General features: G+C 32.6%; 16 protein-coding genes. 9 read left to right on the top strand and 7 right to left on the bottom strand.

What is annotated here, in order from left to right; all coding sequences use genetic code 11:
* Positions 1-80 precede the first annotated feature (80 nt).
* The 3 genes from JAO71_RS13610 to JAO71_RS13600 all read left to right on the top strand — a co-directional run bounded on the left by JAO71_RS13610 (position 81) and on the right by JAO71_RS13600 (position 2,701).
* Entirely contained in the window at positions 81-1,127 is a 1,047-nt protein-coding gene (locus JAO71_RS13610; protein ID WP_028290173.1) for a sugar kinase, read from the top strand.
* Positions 1,128-1,131: 4 nt separating this feature from the next.
* Positions 1,132-1,797, top strand: a complete 666-nt coding sequence (locus JAO71_RS13605) for a bifunctional 4-hydroxy-2-oxoglutarate aldolase/2-dehydro-3-deoxy-phosphogluconate aldolase (protein ID WP_116823463.1) — start codon at positions 1,132-1,134, stop codon at positions 1,795-1,797.
* A 61-nt stretch (positions 1,798-1,858) separates the two neighbouring features.
* Positions 1,859-2,701 (top strand): DMT family transporter, encoded by an 843-nt coding sequence (locus JAO71_RS13600; RefSeq protein ID WP_394370871.1) that lies wholly within the window; start codon positions 1,859-1,861, stop codon positions 2,699-2,701.
* 2 nt (positions 2,702-2,703) lie between these two features.
* Here JAO71_RS13600 and JAO71_RS13595 read toward each other — a convergent pair whose 3' ends face one another.
* Positions 2,704-3,945: a 3-deoxy-D-manno-octulosonic acid transferase gene (locus JAO71_RS13595; RefSeq protein ID WP_203001362.1), complete on the bottom strand. Its 1,242-nt coding sequence runs from the start codon at positions 3,943-3,945 to the stop codon at positions 2,704-2,706.
* Between the two features lie 120 nt (positions 3,946-4,065).
* Here JAO71_RS13595 and JAO71_RS13590 point away from each other — a divergent pair, with 120 nt between their 5' ends.
* From JAO71_RS13590 to JAO71_RS13580, 3 genes are all read left to right on the top strand, one after another.
* Positions 4,066-5,223 carry a DegT/DnrJ/EryC1/StrS family aminotransferase gene (locus tag JAO71_RS13590; protein WP_236011283.1) on the top strand — a complete coding sequence of 386 codons (1,158 nt, stop codon included), beginning with the start codon at positions 4,066-4,068 and terminating at the stop codon, positions 5,221-5,223.
* Positions 5,224-5,326: 103 nt separating this feature from the next.
* Positions 5,327-6,346 (top strand): UDP-glucose 4-epimerase GalE, encoded by a 1,020-nt coding sequence (galE, locus tag JAO71_RS13585; protein ID WP_116823460.1) that lies wholly within the window; start codon positions 5,327-5,329, stop codon positions 6,344-6,346.
* 163 nt (positions 6,347-6,509) lie between these two features.
* Positions 6,510-6,701 carry a hypothetical protein gene (locus JAO71_RS13580; protein ID WP_203001360.1) on the top strand — a complete coding sequence of 64 codons (192 nt, stop codon included), beginning with the start codon at positions 6,510-6,512 and terminating at the stop codon, positions 6,699-6,701.
* Positions 6,702-6,734: 33 nt separating this feature from the next.
* Here JAO71_RS13580 and lspA read toward each other — a convergent pair whose 3' ends face one another.
* The 3 genes from lspA to JAO71_RS13565 form a co-directional block, all read right to left on the bottom strand.
* Positions 6,735-7,217 carry a signal peptidase II gene (gene lspA / locus JAO71_RS13575; RefSeq protein WP_203001357.1) on the bottom strand — a complete coding sequence of 161 codons (483 nt, stop codon included), beginning with the start codon at positions 7,215-7,217 and terminating at the stop codon, positions 6,735-6,737.
* Complete coding sequence (gene fabD / locus JAO71_RS13570) at positions 7,217-8,110, bottom strand: ACP S-malonyltransferase (RefSeq protein ID WP_203001355.1); 894 nt, start codon at positions 8,108-8,110, stop codon at positions 7,217-7,219. Before fabD ends, lspA begins: the two co-directional genes overlap by 1 nt.
* Positions 8,111-8,195: 85 nt before the next feature.
* On the bottom strand, positions 8,196-9,752 hold the full coding sequence (locus tag JAO71_RS13565) for an NAD(P)/FAD-dependent oxidoreductase (protein ID WP_203001353.1): 1,557 nt from the start codon (positions 9,750-9,752) through the stop codon (positions 8,196-8,198).
* 119 nt (positions 9,753-9,871) lie between these two features.
* Here JAO71_RS13565 and dnaG point away from each other — a divergent pair, with 119 nt between their 5' ends.
* The gene (gene dnaG / locus JAO71_RS13560; RefSeq protein ID WP_203001351.1) at positions 9,872-11,836 is read left to right on the top strand and encodes a DNA primase; all 1,965 of its coding nucleotides are present in this window, start codon (positions 9,872-9,874) and stop codon (positions 11,834-11,836) included.
* Here the strand turns inward: dnaG and JAO71_RS13555 are convergent.
* Complete coding sequence (locus tag JAO71_RS13555; protein ID WP_116823456.1) at positions 11,819-12,454, bottom strand: response regulator; 636 nt, start codon at positions 12,452-12,454, stop codon at positions 11,819-11,821. The genes dnaG and JAO71_RS13555 overlap by 18 nt on opposite strands.
* A 97-nt stretch (positions 12,455-12,551) precedes the next feature.
* On the bottom strand, positions 12,552-13,340 hold the full coding sequence (nadE, locus tag JAO71_RS13550; RefSeq protein ID WP_203001349.1) for an NAD(+) synthase: 789 nt from the start codon (positions 13,338-13,340) through the stop codon (positions 12,552-12,554).
* A 91-nt stretch (positions 13,341-13,431) separates the two neighbouring features.
* Here nadE and gldB point away from each other — a divergent pair, with 91 nt between their 5' ends.
* Both gldB and gldC read left to right on the top strand, forming a co-directional pair.
* The gene (gene gldB / locus JAO71_RS13545; RefSeq protein ID WP_203001347.1) at positions 13,432-14,394 is read left to right on the top strand and encodes a gliding motility lipoprotein GldB; all 963 of its coding nucleotides are present in this window, start codon (positions 13,432-13,434) and stop codon (positions 14,392-14,394) included.
* Positions 14,394-14,726 carry a gliding motility protein GldC gene (gene gldC / locus JAO71_RS13540; protein WP_028290159.1) on the top strand — a complete coding sequence of 111 codons (333 nt, stop codon included), beginning with the start codon at positions 14,394-14,396 and terminating at the stop codon, positions 14,724-14,726. The genes gldB and gldC overlap by 1 nt, the downstream gene beginning before the upstream one ends.
* Before the next feature lie 71 nt (positions 14,727-14,797).
* On the opposite strand, the gene pruA is transcribed toward gldC, so the two are convergent.
* Positions 14,798-16,426 carry an L-glutamate gamma-semialdehyde dehydrogenase gene (pruA, locus tag JAO71_RS13535; protein WP_054852696.1) on the bottom strand — a complete coding sequence of 543 codons (1,629 nt, stop codon included), beginning with the start codon at positions 16,424-16,426 and terminating at the stop codon, positions 14,798-14,800.
* Between the last annotated feature and the right edge of the window lie 5 nt (positions 16,427-16,431).

Here is a 16,431-nt window from a genome sequence, read left to right as displayed (position 1 = left end):
ATCAAAATATTAGTATTTTGATTTATTTTTTAAAATTTGGTTAAACGTTTAAGCAAACAATAACTAATTAAAAATATAGGATGAAAAAAGTAGTAACTTTTGGAGAAATCATGTTAAGATTAGCTCCACAACAATTTTTAAGATTTTCTCAAGCATCTAGTTTTGATGTTGTGTATGGAGGAGGAGAATCTAACGTAGCAGTATCTCTAGCAAACTATGGTGTACCTGTAGACTTTGTAACCCGTTTACCTAAAAATGATATTGGTGAATGTGCAATGATGGAAATGCGTAAAAGAGGTGTAGGAGTAGACAAAATTATATATGGTGGTGACCGTTTAGGGATTTACTTTTTAGAAACAGGAGCTGTAAGTAGAGGTAGTAAAGTGGTTTATGATAGAGCACATTCTGCTATTTCAGAAATCAAACCAGGAATGGTAGATTGGAAATCTGTATTTAAAGATGTAGCTTGGTTTCATTGGACTGGTATTACTCCAGCAATATCTCAAGGTGCTGCAGATGCTTGTCTAGAAGCTGTAAAAGTAGCTAGTGAAATGGGAGTTACTATTTCAACAGACTTAAATTATAGAGCTAAACTTTGGACATTTTGTGATGAAGCGCACAGAGAAAAAATAATGACCGAGTTAACTTCTTATTGTGACGTTGTCTTAGGTAATGAAGAAGATGCTGAAAAGCACTTTAACATTAAGCCTGAAGGATTAGATATAACTACTCAAGGTCATGATGTAAAAGCAGAAGCATTTTTATCTGTTTGTAAACAAATGATGGAAAAATTTCCAAGAGCCAAAAAAGTGATTACAACTTTAAGAGGTTCAATTTCTGCATCTCATAATACTTGGGCTGGTGTTTTATATGATGGTAAAAAAATGTACGAAACACGTCAGTACCAAATTACTGATATTGTTGATAGAGTAGGTGGAGGAGATAGCTTTATGGGAGGATTAATCTACGGATTATTAAAATATCCAGAAGATGATCAAAATGCATTAGACTTTGCTGTTGCAGCTTCTTGTTTAAAGCATACAATTAAAGGAGATGCTAACCTAGTAACTGTTGCTGAGGTTGAAAAATTAATGGGTGGAGACGCTTCAGGACGTGTAGCAAGATAATATTATGGCAAATTTTACAAGAATACAAGTAGCAGAAGTTATGAAACAAACAGGATTAGTTCCTTTGTTTTATAATGGAGATTTAGAAATTAGTAAAGCGGTTGTAAAAGCGGTTTATGATGGTGGAGCAAGGTTATTAGAGTTTACTGCTCGTGGTGATTATGCTCATGAAGTTTTTGGCGAACTTAATAAGTACGTTACAAAAGAATTACCAGGAATGATAATGGGAGTTGGATCTGTAACAGATGCTGCATCAGCATCAAGATTTATGGCTTTAGGAGCTAATTTTATTGTGACTCCAGTTTTAAGAGAAGATATTGCAATAGTCTGTAATAGACGTAAGGTGATGTGGTCACCTGGTTGTGGGACTTTAACCGAAATCTGTAGAGCAGAAGAGTTAGGTTGTGAGATTGTTAAACTATTTCCAGGAGGAACTTATGGAGCCGATTTTGTTAAGGCTATCAAAGGACCACAACCTTGGACAAGTATTATGCCAACAGGTGGTGTTGCTCCAACACAAGATAATTTAGAAGCTTGGTTTAATGCAGGAGTTACTTGTGTAGGTATGGGATCAAAACTTATTGCTAAACAAAGTGATGGGACTTATGATCTAGATAAAATTAAAGCAATGACAGAAAATGCTTTAAAAATTATTAGTTCACTTAAATAATACGTTATTTAGCAAACTTAAATATAACCCTTCAATTTAGTATTGAAGGGTTTTTTACTTAATGATGAATTACAATAAATCCATATTTTATATGATTATAAGTGCATTGGCTTTTGCACTTATGAATTTGTTTGTTAAATACCTTGAAGGTTTTAGCGTCTATCAAATTGTGTTTTTTAGAGCAATTGGGACCTTAGCTTTTACAATACCATTAATATTAAAACAGAAAATTCCTTTTTTAGGAACTCAAAAAAAACTTCTACTAATTAGAGCTGTTGTAGGTGTAATATCATTAACCAGTTTTTTCTTGTCATTAAATCATTTAGCTGTTGGTACTGCTGTTTCATTACGGTATACTGCACCAATTTTTGCTGCTATTTTAGCAGTATTTCTTCTTAAAGAAAAAATTAAACCATTGCAATGGATATTATTTTTAATAGCCTTTTCAGGAGTTTTGATTATTAAAGGTTTTGGAGAACAAATTAATACATTAGGATTAGTGCTAATATTTGTTTCTGCAATATCCAATGGATTAGTTTTTGTATTGATAAGAAAAATAGGAAAACAAGATAGCCCATTAGTAATCATAAATTACTTTATGCTAACCGCTTTAATTTTTGGTGGTTTAATGAGTATTTCTAACTGGAAAACACCAAGTCAAATAGAATGGTTAATTTTATTAAGTTTAGGTGTCTTTGGGTATGTAGGACAGTTATATATGACTAAAGCTTTTCAGACTGGTAAAACCAGTATTGTTGCACCTTTTAAATATGTGGAAGTTATCTTTACAATAGCAGTTAGTACCTTTTGGTTTCTAGAAAATTATAGTTTAATGGTGCTTTTAGGAATAGCCATAATAGTTATAGCGCTTATTAGTAATACACTATATGCATCTAAAAAATAAATCTAATTGTTTTGTTTTAAATAGTTGGTAATCTTTAACAAAGCTCCTGTGCTTTTATTAACAAAATTCTGATTTAGTAAACCAGTTTTAGATCTAAAAGCATCATCTGTTATAAGTTTATTAAGATGCATGGTTAGTGCATTTAAGCTGTCTATAGAAGTTACACCTCCATGTTTTATCATATCAAAAGCTTCAGGAAACTTACTATAGTTTTTACCAATTATAACAGGTATTCCAAAAACAGCAGGCTCTAGTACGTTGTGCAAACCAGTATTGCCCATTGCACCACCAACATAAGCAATGTCAGCATAGCTGTAGACTTTACTTAATAAACCAATAGTATCTAAAATAAAAACTTCAAATTGTTTTAAATCTTGGTGCTCTTTATTGCTAAATAATACAGATTTAACCTTCAAATTATCTTGTAAGGTTTCAATCTGCTTAGATTTTATATTGTGAGGAGCAATTATAAATTTAATAGGCTCTCCTTTGTAATTATTAATAAAATCTATTAGTAAGGTTTCGTCTTCAGGCCAAGAACTACCTACAACAATACACAATGTGTTATTTATAAAGGCCTCTATAAATGGTAGGTTATTGTCAATTTTTAATTGATTATTAACGCGATCAAATCTAGTGTCTCCAGAAACGGTTACTTGATTATAACCAATAGAATGTAGTAGTTTTTTAGAGTCTTCATTTTGAGTAAAAATATGGTCAAAAGCAAATAAAGCTTTTTTGGTTTGGCTACCATACCATTTAAAAAACGATTGATTATCTCTAAATACTGCCGAAATTAGTATGGCATTTAATCCTCTGTTTTTAACTTGTGACAAGTAATTTGGCCAAATTTCATATTTTACAAAAACAGTAAGTTCAGGATTAACTATATCAATAAAGCGTTTAGCATTACTTTTACTATCTAAAGGTAGATAGACTACAACATCTGCAAACGGAGCATTTTTTCTGATTTCAAAACCTGAAGGAGAAAAAAAAGTCAAAACAATTTTATGTTTAGGGTAATCCTCTCTTAAAATATTAAAAATGGGTAAGCCTTGTTCGTATTCGCCTAAAGACGCACAATGAAACCATAATGTATTATCATCTTTACTTAAATTGTTTTCAAGAATAGTAAAGGTTTCACGTCGTCCATCCACACCAAGTTTAAGCTTGTTGTTAAACAAACTTAATAGCTTTAAGGCTAGTTTTGCTAATTGGATAGCTATGTTATAAAGTAAATTCACGTATCTATTTTTGCTAAAATAAACAATTCATTGCTTAGCGTTTGGTATTTTTGTAAATTCGATAATTATAAATTAAAAGTAAAACTAAGTTTCTAACATTAGTTTACCACATATTTAAGCATGAAAAAAATACAAATGGTTGATCTTAAAGGTCAATATGCAGCTATAAAAAACGAAGTCGATAGTTCAATTCAAGAAATTATAGATAACACCAGTTTTGTAAATGGACCAAAGGTGCACCAATTTCAAAAAAATCTAGAAAACTACTTAGGCGTAAAACACGTCATCCCTTGTGCCAATGGTACAGACGCATTACAAATTGCAATGATGGGATTAGGTTTAGAACAAGGTGATGAGGTTATTACAGCAGATTTCACCTTTGCAGCAACTGTAGAGGTAATAGCATTGCTTAAATTAACACCAGTATTAGTAGACGTCAATCCTGATGATTTTAACATAAGCATAGACGCTATCAAAAAAGCCATTACGCCAAAAACTAAAGCAATTGTACCAGTACATTTGTTTGGTCAATGTGCAAATATGGATGCCATCATGCAAATAGCAAAAGAGCATAATTTGTATGTTATTGAAGATAATGCACAAGCCATAGGTGCAACTTACACATCTACAACAGGAAAAAAAGCAAAAGCAGGTACAATTGGTCATGTAGCCTCTACATCTTTTTTTCCATCTAAAAATTTAGGGTGTTATGGAGATGGAGGAGCCATTTTTACCAATGACGACGATTTAGCACACACCATCAGAGGAATAGTAAACCATGGTATGTATGAGCGTTATCATCATGATGTAGTAGGTGTAAACTCACGTTTAGACTCTATTCAAGCAGCAGTTTTAGATGCCAAATTACCAAAATTGGATAGCTATAATAACGCACGACGTGATGCAGCTAGAAAATACAATGCAGCTTTTGCAGACGTGCCACAAATTACAACACCTAAAACAGTAAATAATTGTGAAGGTATTTGTGATACATGTGACTGTCACGTATTTCATCAATACACGTTAAAAGTAGACAATGTGGACAGAGACGCATTGGTAAAACATTTAAATGCCAATAATATACCATGTGGAGTATACTATCCAATTCCGCTACATTTACAAAAAGCTTATAAGGATGAGCGTTATAACGAAGCTGATTTCCCTGTAACCAATCAATTAGTGAAACAAGTTATTTCTTTACCAATGCATACCGAGTTGGAAGACGATCAGATACACTTTATAACAACAACCGTTAAAGATTTTATAGCAAATAATTAGGGCGTTACCACAAGGGTCGCGCTGTCCGCTTAAATCTTTTTTTTGCCATTTGTGGCAGCAAAAAAAAGGATACCGCTACCATCCCTAACGCACCAACCAGCCAATGAAGATACTAGTAACAGGAGGTTTAGGATTTATAGGCTCACACACTGTTGTGCAGCTTCAAAAAAAAGGATACCAAGTAGTAATCATAGATAATCTATCAAATGCCTCATTGGATGTTTTAAAAGGGATTGTAGCAATAACAGGACAAGCACCAATTTTTGAAAAATTAGATTTAAAAAATAAAGCAGCAGTTCAGCAATTTTTTAAATCACACCAAGACATAAAAGGGGTTATACATTTTGCAGCAAGTAAAGCAGTTGGAGAAAGTGTAAATAACCCTTTAATGTACTATGAAAACAACATAACAACCTTAACCTATTTATTACAAGAATTAATAAAATTTAAAATATCAAGTTTTATTTTTAGTTCTTCCTGTACCGTTTATGGTCAAGCAGATGTCATGCCAATTTCAGAGTCTGCACCAATAAAACCTGCACTATCACCTTATGGTAATACAAAACAAATAGGTGAAGAAATTATACAAGATACTTGTAAAATTAATGCTGATTTAAAAAGTATAGCCTTACGTTATTTTAATCCAATAGGAGCGCATCCATCAGCAAAAATAGGAGAGTTACCTTTAGGTGTTCCTCAAAATTTAGTCCCTTACATTACTCAAACTGCAATTGGTAAAAGACAGCAGCTGTCTGTTTTTGGTAGTGATTACCCAACAAAAGACGGAACCTGTGTTAGAGATTATATTCATGTCGTGGATATTGCAGATGCACATGTTGTTGCCTTGCAAAGATTATTAGACAATAAAAACAATAGTAATTTTGAAGTCTTTAATTTAGGTACAGGAAAAGGAAGTACAGTTTTGGAGGTTATTCAAGCATTTGAAACCGTTTCAAAACAAAAACTAAACTATAAAATTGTAGAACGTAGAGCAGGAGATGTTGTATCTGCCTATGCAGATACTTCAAAAGCAAATTCGGTATTAGGCTGGACAGCACAATATAATTTAGAAGACGCAATGCAATCTGCTTGGAATTGGGAAAAAGCAATTAATAGTGATTAATAAATCCTAAGTCAAAGTTGTCTTTAATTATCAATCTAATAATTTAAGCGCCTTTGTTTTGTTGTATTGATATTAATGTACTGGTTAACAATATTTTAAACTTTGTGGTTCGTTATTGGTTAATATTCTTGTTTCCTTTGTAGCTAATGCAAATGATACAATAATGAAATTGATTACAGTAAAACGTCAGACAAGACAAGAAAACAGATTTACTCCCAAAATGGGACGATTAAGCGCCAAAGTGACTTATATTAAAAAGCACATGTTAGGCATACCAATTCAAACGCTTCATAAATATCGTGAAACGTACTACGGAGAAGTTAAAGATTGCAGAGATTGTAACCTTGCTAGATAAATAAAAAAAGCCTCGATTAAATCGAGGCTTTTTTTATGCTTTTTTCTTAATAAAACTGCCAACTATTAAGCAGCCCATTCCTACCATTACGGAGACGTCAGCAATATTAAAAATTCCGGTTCTAAATACACCTCCCAAATCTATATGTAAAAAATCTGTAACAGATCCATACACTATTCTATCGTAAACGTTAGCAATTCCTCCACCAATAATACAGCAAAAACCAACTAAGGTCATCGTGTCCATGGTTTTATCTTTAATAATATGTCTTAATACTAAAGCTAAAACAACAATAGGTAATACTAATAATAATGCAATACGTAATGTAGGACTAAAGTCACTACCCATACCTAAAAAGGCACCTTTGTTTTCAACATTATGAAGTGTAAAATACTGTCCAAATATTTCGGTTTCAGTTCCTGCAATAACATCTGCTCTAACAATAAATTTAGACACTTGGTCTAAAACTATGTTAAGCAGTATCAGTCCAATAATAAGTATGTTTCTACTACTCATTATTCTTTAATTTCAAGGGTTGCAGATGCCGTTTGTGCTTCTCTGTTTATTTTTTTTACTAACCCTTGTAATACTTTTCCAGGACCAACTTCAGTAAATAAAGACGCTCCATCTGTAATCATTTGTTGTACAGATTGTGTCCAACGTACAGGAGCTGTTAATTGAGATATTAAATTGGCTTTAATTTCGTTTTCATCAGTAATTGCAGTCGCAGTTACATTTTGATAAATAGGACAATTAGGTTTGCTAAAAGTTGTGTTTTCAATAGCTGCAGCTAATTCTTCCCTAGCAGGTTCCATCATTGGAGAGTGAAACGCACCTCCAACTGGTAACATCAAAGCACGTCTTGCTCCAGCGTCCTTCATTGCTTCACAAGCACGTTCTACAGCGCTTACTTCTCCAGATATTACTAATTGTCCAGGACAATTATAATTTGCTGCAACAACAACACCTTCAATTTTAGAACAAATGTCTTCAACAACATTATCTTCTAAACCTAAAACTGCAGCCATAGTACTTGGTTGTAACTCGCAAGCTTTTTGCATGGCTTGAGCGCGTTGTGAGACTAATTTTAATCCATCTTCAAAGCTTAATGCTCCAGCAGCTACTAATGCAGAGAATTCACCTAAACTATGTCCTGCAACCATTTCTGGTTTAAAACTATCACCTAAAGTTTTTGCTAAGATTACAGAATGTAAAAATATAGCTGGTTGTGTCACTTTAGTTTGTTTTAATTGTTCAGCAGTACCTTCAAACATAATGTCAGTAATGTTGAAACCTAAAATTTCATTAGCATCTTCAAATAAATGTTGTGCTTCTGGTGAGTTTTCGTATAAATCAAGACCCATTCCAGTAAATTGAGCGCCTTGACCAGGAAATATATATGCTTTCATTTGTGTGTTTTAATATTTTAAACAAAAATAGGGAATATATCTTAAAACCATAATTGGTTTTAAGTCTTCTATTTTATCCTTAAATTTATAATTGTTTTGTTGCAGCTTCAGCACAACGTTCGCCATCCATTGCTGCACTAATAATTCCGCCTGCATAACCACCACCTTCACCACACGGAAAAAGATTTGTAATTTCTGGATGTGCTAAAGTTTCTGTCCTTGGGATACTAACAGGTGATGAGGTACGTGACTCCACACCAATAATATTAGCTTCTTCGGTATAGTAACCTTTCATTTTATCGCCAAAAGCTTTAAATCCTTTTCTTAATGAGCTTCCTATCAATTTAGGAAACAAACTATGTAAAGGTGCACTTTTTAAACCTGGTTGGTATGAGGTTTCATTTAAACTGTTAGATAACTTGCCTTCTACAAAGTCTGTCATGCGTTGTGCAGGAGCTACTTGACTTCGTCCTCCAGCGGTAAAAGCTAATCGTTCTAAATCTTTTTGAAATTCTAATGCTTTTAATGGACCAAAGTGTTCGTATTTTTTAAGATCACGATCAGCATTAATTTCTACTACAATACCAGAATTAGCAAATTTATTATTTCGTCTAGAAGGAGACATTCCGTTAACTACAACCTCACCATTTGCAGTTGCAGCAGGTACAATAAAGCCACCTGGACACATGCAAAAACTATACACACCACGTCCATTTACCTGCTGTACTAAGCTGTATGAGGCAGCTGGTAATAAATCAGGTCTTGGACCTTCACAATGGTATTGAATGCTGTCAATAATATGTTGAGGATGTTCTGCTCTAACACCCATTGCAAAAGATTTTGCTTCAATAGCAATCTTTTTATCGTGTAGTAAATTAAAAATATCTCTAGCAGAATGCCCTGTAGCTAAAATTACTTTGTCAGTTATTAGTTCTTTTCCATTTAGCAGTTGGATGGTTTCAATTGTATTATCTTTAATAGTAAAATCTGTAACACGTGTATTAAAGTGTACCTCTCCTCCGTATTTTATAATGTTTTCTCTAATGTTTTGTACAACTTTAGGTAATTTATTTGTCCCAATGTGTGGATGCGCATCTACTAAAATTTGATCGGTTGCACCATGGTAAACTAGGTTTTCAAAAATACGACGTACATCACCACGCTTTAAGCTTCGTGTATATAATTTACCATCACTATAAGTACCTGCTCCACCTTCTCCAAAACAATAGTTAGAATCTTCATTTACAAAATGGTCTTGATTAATAGCTTTTAAATCGCGACGTCTATCTTTAACATTTGCACCACGTTCTAAAACAATAGGTTTAAAACCAAGTTCAATACAACGTAAAGCAGCCCACATTCCTGCTGGTCCAAAACCAATTATATGTATAGGTTTAGCTTTAGAAACATCTTTGTAATCAAAAGTATAATCAGAGGTTTCTGGTACAGGTTGATTAATAAATACTGAAACTTTATAATTGAAAATAATTTTAGGTTTTCTGGCGTCAATGGATTTTCTTAACACCTTAATCCCTGTGATTTTATCTCTTGAAATGGATAGCCATTCCGCAGATTTTTTAATTAAAATATCTGGAATTTCCTCTTCTTTTAAAGAAACACGTAATTGAATGTCTTTTACCATACTGCAAAATTAATCAAATTTGAGATAAAAGTCTTATTGTAAATTTTATCTTATTAAACTATTTGATATTGGTTATTACATATTACTTTTGTAGTCTACAATTTCTAAAATAAAAGACTTTGATTTCTAAATCTACCATTGACCAAGTATACGAAACTTCTAGATTAGAGGAGGTTATTGGTGATTTTGTTCAGCTTAAAAAAGCAGGAACTAATTTTAAAGGTTTAAGTCCCTTTTCAGACGAGCGTTCTCCAAGTTTTGTTGTCTCACCTGTTAAGCAAATTTGGAAGGATTTTTCTAGTGGAAAAGGAGGAAACGTTGTTGCTTTTTTAATGGAGCATGAACATTTTACTTATCCTGAAGCTATTAAATATTTAGCTAAAAAGTATAATATTGAAATTGAAGAAACAGAACAGTCTGACGAGCAAAAACAAGCTCAAGATAAACGTGAAAGTTTATACTTAGTTAGTGAGTTTGCTAGTAAGTATTTTCAGAATATATTACTTAATACAGATCAAGGTAAGTCTATTGGATTAAGCTATTTTAAAGAGCGAGGTTTTACAGATGAAACTATCAAAAAATTTAATTTAGGATATAGTTTAGATCAATGGAGTGCTTTTACTGATGCAGCTTTAAAAAAAGGTTATAAACTAGAATTTTTAGAAGCAACTGGATTAACTATTGTAAAAGAAAACAAACAGTTTGACCGTTTTAAAGGTCGTGTGTTGTTCCCTATACAAAGTATGAGTGGTCGTGTTTTAGGTTTTGGAGGACGTATACTAACTAACGATAAAAAAGCAGCTAAATATTTAAACAGTCCAGAAAGTGATTTGTACCATAAAAGTAAAGTTTTATATGGTATTTATAATGCAAAGCAAAGTATAGCTAAAGAGGATAATTGTTATTTGGTAGAAGGTTATACAGACGTTATTCAGTTTTATCAAACAGGAATTAAAAATGTTGTGTCTAGTTCTGGAACAGCTTTGACAAGCGATCAAATTAGATTAATTAATCGTTTGACAAAAAATATAACGGTATTATTTGATGGTGATGCAGCAGGTATGCGTGCCTCTTTAAGAGGTATCGATTTAATTCTTGAACAAGGTATGAATGTAAAGGTTTGTACTTTTCCTGAAGGCGAAGATCCAGACAGTTTTGCAAAGTCAAATACACTTGAAGAATTAAAACAATATTTAGATGATAATGCTAAAGATTTTATACAATTTAAGGCTTCGGTATTATATGAAAGTGCTAAAAATGATCCGATAAAAAAAGCAGAAACGGTTAGAGATATTGTTAATAGTATTGCTAAAATTCCGGATAGAATTAAAACCGAAATTTATATTCAAGAGTGTGCTAGAATCATGGATATTAGCGAAGAAGTACTGTTTACTACCTTAGCACAATTAACAAAAAAGGAAGAAACAGAAGTTGGTAAGCAATCTAAAAGTGCAAAACCAAATCAGGCGTTTGATGTTATTAAACCCCAAGCTCCTGTTAAAAAGGTAGATGTACAATATGAGCTTGAACGTAAAATAATTGAAATTTTATTACTGTATGGTGATCGTACAGAGGATTTTGAAGATCTAATATTAAAAGAAAATGATAAAGGTCATCTAGAGTTAGAGCCAATTATACAGCAATCTAAAGTATTTGAAAAGGTGTATTTGGATCTTCAAGAAGACGAAATGGAGTTTTTAAACCCAATGTTTAAGGATATATATTATGCTATAATTGAAGCTTTAAATCAAAATCCTGAGTTTAAAATTGAAAATATTATAAATACTATAGATCCTATTTTAGCTTCAGAAATCACTTCTATTTTAATGGAAGACGAACGTTATGAGCTATCAGATTGGAAGCGCAATAATATTTTCCCTAAGACAAAAAAAGACACAGTATCACAGCTTGTAAGTGATACTATTTTGAGATTACGTTGCTTTTTGATTGATCAAAAGGTAACGCGGTTTCAAAGAGAAACCCTTCAAGATAAAACTATGATAAACCGAGAAATCCTTGAAGAAGTCAAGGATTACTCAGGTTTAAAAATGTTATTGTCTAGAAAATTAAATAGAGCTTTGTAGCTCTAAGCTTTTAGATTGATTAACTAAATCAATTAGATTAGTTACATTAAGTTTTTTCATTAACCTAGCTCTGTAGGTACTTACTGTTTTTTCATTAATCTCTAGCTCCTGTGCTATTTCTTTGTTTCGTTTTCCGTTAGATAAAAGTTTTAAAACTTCTACTTCTCTAATAGATAGCTTTTTGTAGTACGTATTTTTGCCAGAATTTTTATCTAAAGCTATTTTTTTAGAAAGCTTAGGGCTGATGTAAATTCCTCCTAAATATACCTTCATAACAGCTTCTTTTAGCGTTATTAAGTCTGTTGACTTATTAACGTAGCCATCAGCACCAGCTTTAATAGCGCTTATAGCATAAACCTCTTCTTGCTGTGCACTGTAAATAATTACCTTTAAGTCAGGATGTTCTTTTTTAATACGTCTTAATACGCTAATTCCATTAAGCTTAGGTAAGTCGATTTCACAAATTAAAATGTCAGTAGTGTACTGTTTTAAGGCGTCAAATATAGCTTCGCCATCTGCAACAGTCTGGACAATTTTAATGTCTCTAGAGTTTGCATAAATCAATTCCAGTCCCTTTGTAACAATGGGATGTTGATCTGCAACCATTAGTTTAACCATGGTCAAATTGTTTTTTAAAGTACTTTTTAAAAAAAGTACAAGTTATAGAATAATAATAGCATCGTAAAGGTATGTAAAATTATACTATTTATGACGTTTAGATTAAATCTTTAGGAATTTCGCAAACAGGAATTGGATTCATTTTATGTAAGTTGCTGGTATTGTATCTTTTAAATATTTTGAAAACTTCTTTTTCTCTTCCTTCAAAGTCATTTTCTGTTTTTCCTTCATCATTCATTGACATGGCCCATTCCAATTCTGGATAAGATGCACCAATTTGGTCTTCGTCACTTCTAGCATCACCAAACAGCCCATCGCTAGGTGCAGCATTAATAATAGATTCTGGTACTTTTAAAAATTGACCAATAGTATACACTTCGCTTTTAAGTAAATCAGCAATTGGGCTTAAATCTACACCACCATCACCATATTTTGTGTAAAAACCAACACCAAAATCTTCTACCTTATTACCAGTTCCAGCAACTAATAAACCTAATAAACCAGCATGGTAATATAAGGTTGTCATACGTAAACGTGCACGTGTATTAGCTAAAGCCATATCAACAGTAGCTTGTTGACCTTCAAGAGAGACCTCATTTTTAAACTCTTCAAAAACAGGAGTTAAGTCAGATACTATTCCTTCTACATTTGGATAGCGTTCTTTAAGTTGTTTAATGTGTTCTTGACCTCTAGATACATGACTAGCAGCTTGGTGTATTGGCATTTCAATACATAAGACTTTTAATCCAGTTTCAGCACAAAGGGTAGAGGTTACAGCACTATCAATACCACCAGAGATCCCAACAACAAAACCATTAACTTTTGCGTTAGTAGCATAGTCTTTTAACCATTTTACAATATGTTTAACAACTTTTTCTGTTTGCATAATCAAAGAATTTTAAGCAAAGTATAGTACCTTTGCCTAACAAAAATAAAGCAAACCCATTAGTAATAAAAATTAAGAGACCTTAACTTTTATGAGAGTATTCATTTTAATAGTATCATTATTTTTTTTATTGTTTTCTTGTCAAGATGATAATAAGCTTGAAGCGCAAATTTCAAAAATTGATATTAATGTAAATATAGAACGTTTTGATATCGCTTTCGCGGAAGCTGAGCCAGCCAATTTACCTGCTTTAAAAGCTGATTTTCCGTTTATGTTTCCAAGACAATATGATGATGCGTTTTGGTATAATAAAATGCAGGATACATTACAGCGACAATTAAGTGAAGAGACCATAAAAAAGTTTCCTGCTTTAAAAACTGAAACAAAAGACATAAAAAAAATGTTTCAGCATTTAAAATATTACTTTCCTACTTTTAAAACACCACGAATAATAACAACAACCTCTGACGTAGATTATAAAAATAAAGTTATTGTTACAGACACAATTGCAATTGTAGAGTTGGATACTTATTTAGGAAATGACCATTTTTTTTATGATGGCTTACAATCCTATATAGTAGCAAACATGACGCCTGATCAAATTGTAGTTGATTTAGCAAATGCTTATGCAGAAAAATATGTTTTAAACAGCAGACGTAAACACCTTTTAGATGAGATGGTTTATTTTGGAAAACTACTATACATAAAAGAAAAGGTCATTCCGTTTATTTCAGATGCTCAAAAAATAGGATATACACAGCAACAATTAGATTGGGCTTTTGCAAATCAAGAGCAAATATGGAAATACTTTATCCAAAAAGAACTGTTATACAGTACAGACTCTAAATTACCAAATCGATTTATCAATCCTGCACCATTTTCAAAATTTTATTTAGCAGAAATTGATAACGAATCACCAGGTAAAATAGGGCAATTTATAGGTTGGCAAATAGTAAAAGCATACATGAATAATAATGATGTGACTTTAAACGAATTACTAAATACGCCAGCACAAACCATTTTTAATAAATCATATTATAAACCAAGAGAATAATGGCTAATAAAACTTCAGAAATTACATTAACAGTTCAGTTAGACGAAAACAAAGTTCCAGAAAAATTAAACTGGACAGCTCAAGATGGAGGTATTACTAATGCAGAAGCAAAAGCAATGATGTTATCTGTTTGGGATAGTGCTGCTCAAGAGTCTTTACGTATTGACTTGTGGACAAAGGATATGCCAGTAGATGAGATGAAAGTGTTTTTTCATCAAACATTAGTAGCTATGAGTAATACTTTTAATAGAGCAACTCAGGACGAAAAGATGACAGCAACCATGAAAGATTTTTGTGACTATTTTGCTGAAAAGTTAGAGCTTAAAAAATAAGTTTTCTAAATTATTTATAATAAAAAACGCGAACCATTTGGTTCGCGTTTTTTTATAATGAAAATTACGTTTTATTCACCTAAAAAAGGATATCTGTAATCTACAGGAGTGACAAAAGTTTCTTTAATCATTCTTGGAGACACCCAACGTAGTAAGTTTAATGCACTACCAGCTTTGTCATTAGTTCCAGATGCTCTAGCTCCACCAAATGGTTGTTGTCCTACAACAGCACCTGTTGGTTTGTCATTAATGTAGAAGTTTCCAGCACAGTTTTTTAAAGCTTTAGTAGCTTCTACAACAGCGTATCTATCTTGAGCTAAAATTGCTCCAGTTAATGCATATTCACTAGTTTGGTCAACTAATGTTAATGTTTCAGAAAATTTATCATCTTCATAAACATAAATTGTAATTACAGGACCAAATAACTCTTCTTGCATAGTTGTGTATTTAGGATCTTCAGTAACAATAACTGTAGGCTCTATAAAGTAACCTTTAGATTTGTCATGATTACCACCAACTATAATCTCTACATTGTTGTCTGTTTTTGCTTGGTCAATGTATTTAGCTAATTTGTCAAAAGATCCTTCATGGATTACAGCAGTAACAAAGTTGCTTAAATCTTCAGGAGATCCCATTTTAAAAGAATTTACATCTTCTATAACATAATCTTTTACTTCGTTCCAAATGCTTTTAGAAACATACGCTCTAGATGCAGCACTACATTTTTGACCTTGAAACTCAAAAGCACCTCTTACAATTGCGGTAGCAACTTGTTTTGGATGAGCGGTTTTGTGTGCAACAATAAAATCTTTCCCTCCAGTTTCTCCTACTATTTTAGGGTAAGTTTTGTAATTATGAATGTTATTACCTATTTGTTTCCACAGTTCTTTAAATACATATGTAGACCCTGTAAAGTGTAAACCAGAAAAATCAGGACTAGCTAATACAGTATCAGTAATCATTACAGGATCACCAAAAACAACGTTTATAACTCCAGCAGGTACACCAGCTTCTTTAAAAACGTCCATAATTACTTTAGCAGAATATATCTGAGAATCACTAGGTTTCCATACTACAACGTTACCCATTAAAGCCATACAAGCAGGAAGGTTTCCAGCAATAGCAGTAAAGTTAAAAGGTGTAACAGCATAAACAAATCCTTCAAGTGGTCTGTATTCTAAACGATTCCAAGCATCACTAGTACTTTCTGGTTGGTCATGATAAATCTCAGTCATGTACTGTACATTAAAACGTAAAAAGTCTATTAACTCACACGCAGCATCAATTTCGGCTTGGTGTACAGTTTTTGACTGTGCAATCATTGTAGCTGCATTAATTTTAGCTCTGTAAGGACCTGCAATTAATTCGGCAGCTTTTAAAAATATTCCAGCTCTGTGCTCCCAAGGTGTATCAGCCCAAGCTTCTCTTGCTTCTAAAGCTGTAGAGATTGCTTCATCGATATGTTTTTGTTCAGCTATAGCGTGTGTTCCAACAACATGTTTGTGGTCATGTGGAGGAGACATAGTGTTTGTTTTATCTGTTGTAACATCTTTACCATTAATATACATTGGTACATTAATTTGACTGTTAAACATTGTTTTGTAAGCGTCTAAAACTGCTGCTCTTTCTGGTGATCCAGGAGCATAACTTTTTACAGGTTCGTTAACAGCAATTGGTACATTGAAAAATCCTTTTCCCATGATAA

The sequence above is a fragment of the Olleya sediminilitoris genome (assembly GCF_016785945.1).
GTDB classification, from domain to species: Bacteria; Bacteroidota; Bacteroidia; order Flavobacteriales; family Flavobacteriaceae; genus Olleya; species Olleya sediminilitoris.
The sequence above is the reverse complement of the archived record's forward strand: the minus strand, read 5'-3'. Positions and strand labels throughout refer to the sequence as shown.

Excerpts from the sequence above, each read along its gene's own strand:
- JAO71_RS13610 (WP_028290173.1), top strand. The coding sequence starts at position 81 with ATGAAAAAAGTAGTAACTTTTGGAGAAATCATGTTAAGATTAGCTCCA.
- JAO71_RS13605 (WP_116823463.1), top strand. The coding sequence starts at position 1,132 with ATGGCAAATTTTACAAGAATACAAGTAGCAGAAGTTATGAAACAAACA.
- JAO71_RS13600 (WP_394370871.1), top strand. The coding sequence starts at position 1,859 with ATGATGAATTACAATAAATCCATATTTTATATGATTATAAGTGCATTG.
- JAO71_RS13590 (WP_236011283.1), top strand. The coding sequence starts at position 4,066 with ATGAAAAAAATACAAATGGTTGATCTTAAAGGTCAATATGCAGCTATA.
- galE (WP_116823460.1), top strand. The coding sequence starts at position 5,327 with ATGAAGATACTAGTAACAGGAGGTTTAGGATTTATAGGCTCACACACT.
- JAO71_RS13580 (WP_203001360.1), top strand. The coding sequence starts at position 6,510 with ATGAAATTGATTACAGTAAAACGTCAGACAAGACAAGAAAACAGATTT.
- lspA (WP_203001357.1), bottom strand. The coding sequence starts at position 7,217 with ATGAGTAGTAGAAACATACTTATTATTGGACTGATACTGCTTAACATA.
- fabD (WP_203001355.1), bottom strand. The coding sequence starts at position 8,110 with ATGAAAGCATATATATTTCCTGGTCAAGGCGCTCAATTTACTGGAATG.
- JAO71_RS13565 (WP_203001353.1), bottom strand. The coding sequence starts at position 9,752 with ATGGTAAAAGACATTCAATTACGTGTTTCTTTAAAAGAAGAGGAAATT.
- JAO71_RS13555 (WP_116823456.1), bottom strand. The coding sequence starts at position 12,454 with ATGGTTAAACTAATGGTTGCAGATCAACATCCCATTGTTACAAAGGGA.
- nadE (WP_203001349.1), bottom strand. The coding sequence starts at position 13,340 with ATGCAAACAGAAAAAGTTGTTAAACATATTGTAAAATGGTTAAAAGAC.
- gldB (WP_203001347.1), top strand. The coding sequence starts at position 13,432 with ATGAGAGTATTCATTTTAATAGTATCATTATTTTTTTTATTGTTTTCT.
- gldC (WP_028290159.1), top strand. The coding sequence starts at position 14,394 with ATGGCTAATAAAACTTCAGAAATTACATTAACAGTTCAGTTAGACGAA.
- pruA (WP_054852696.1), bottom strand. The coding sequence starts at position 16,426 with ATGGGAAAAGGATTTTTCAATGTACCAATTGCTGTTAACGAACCTGTA.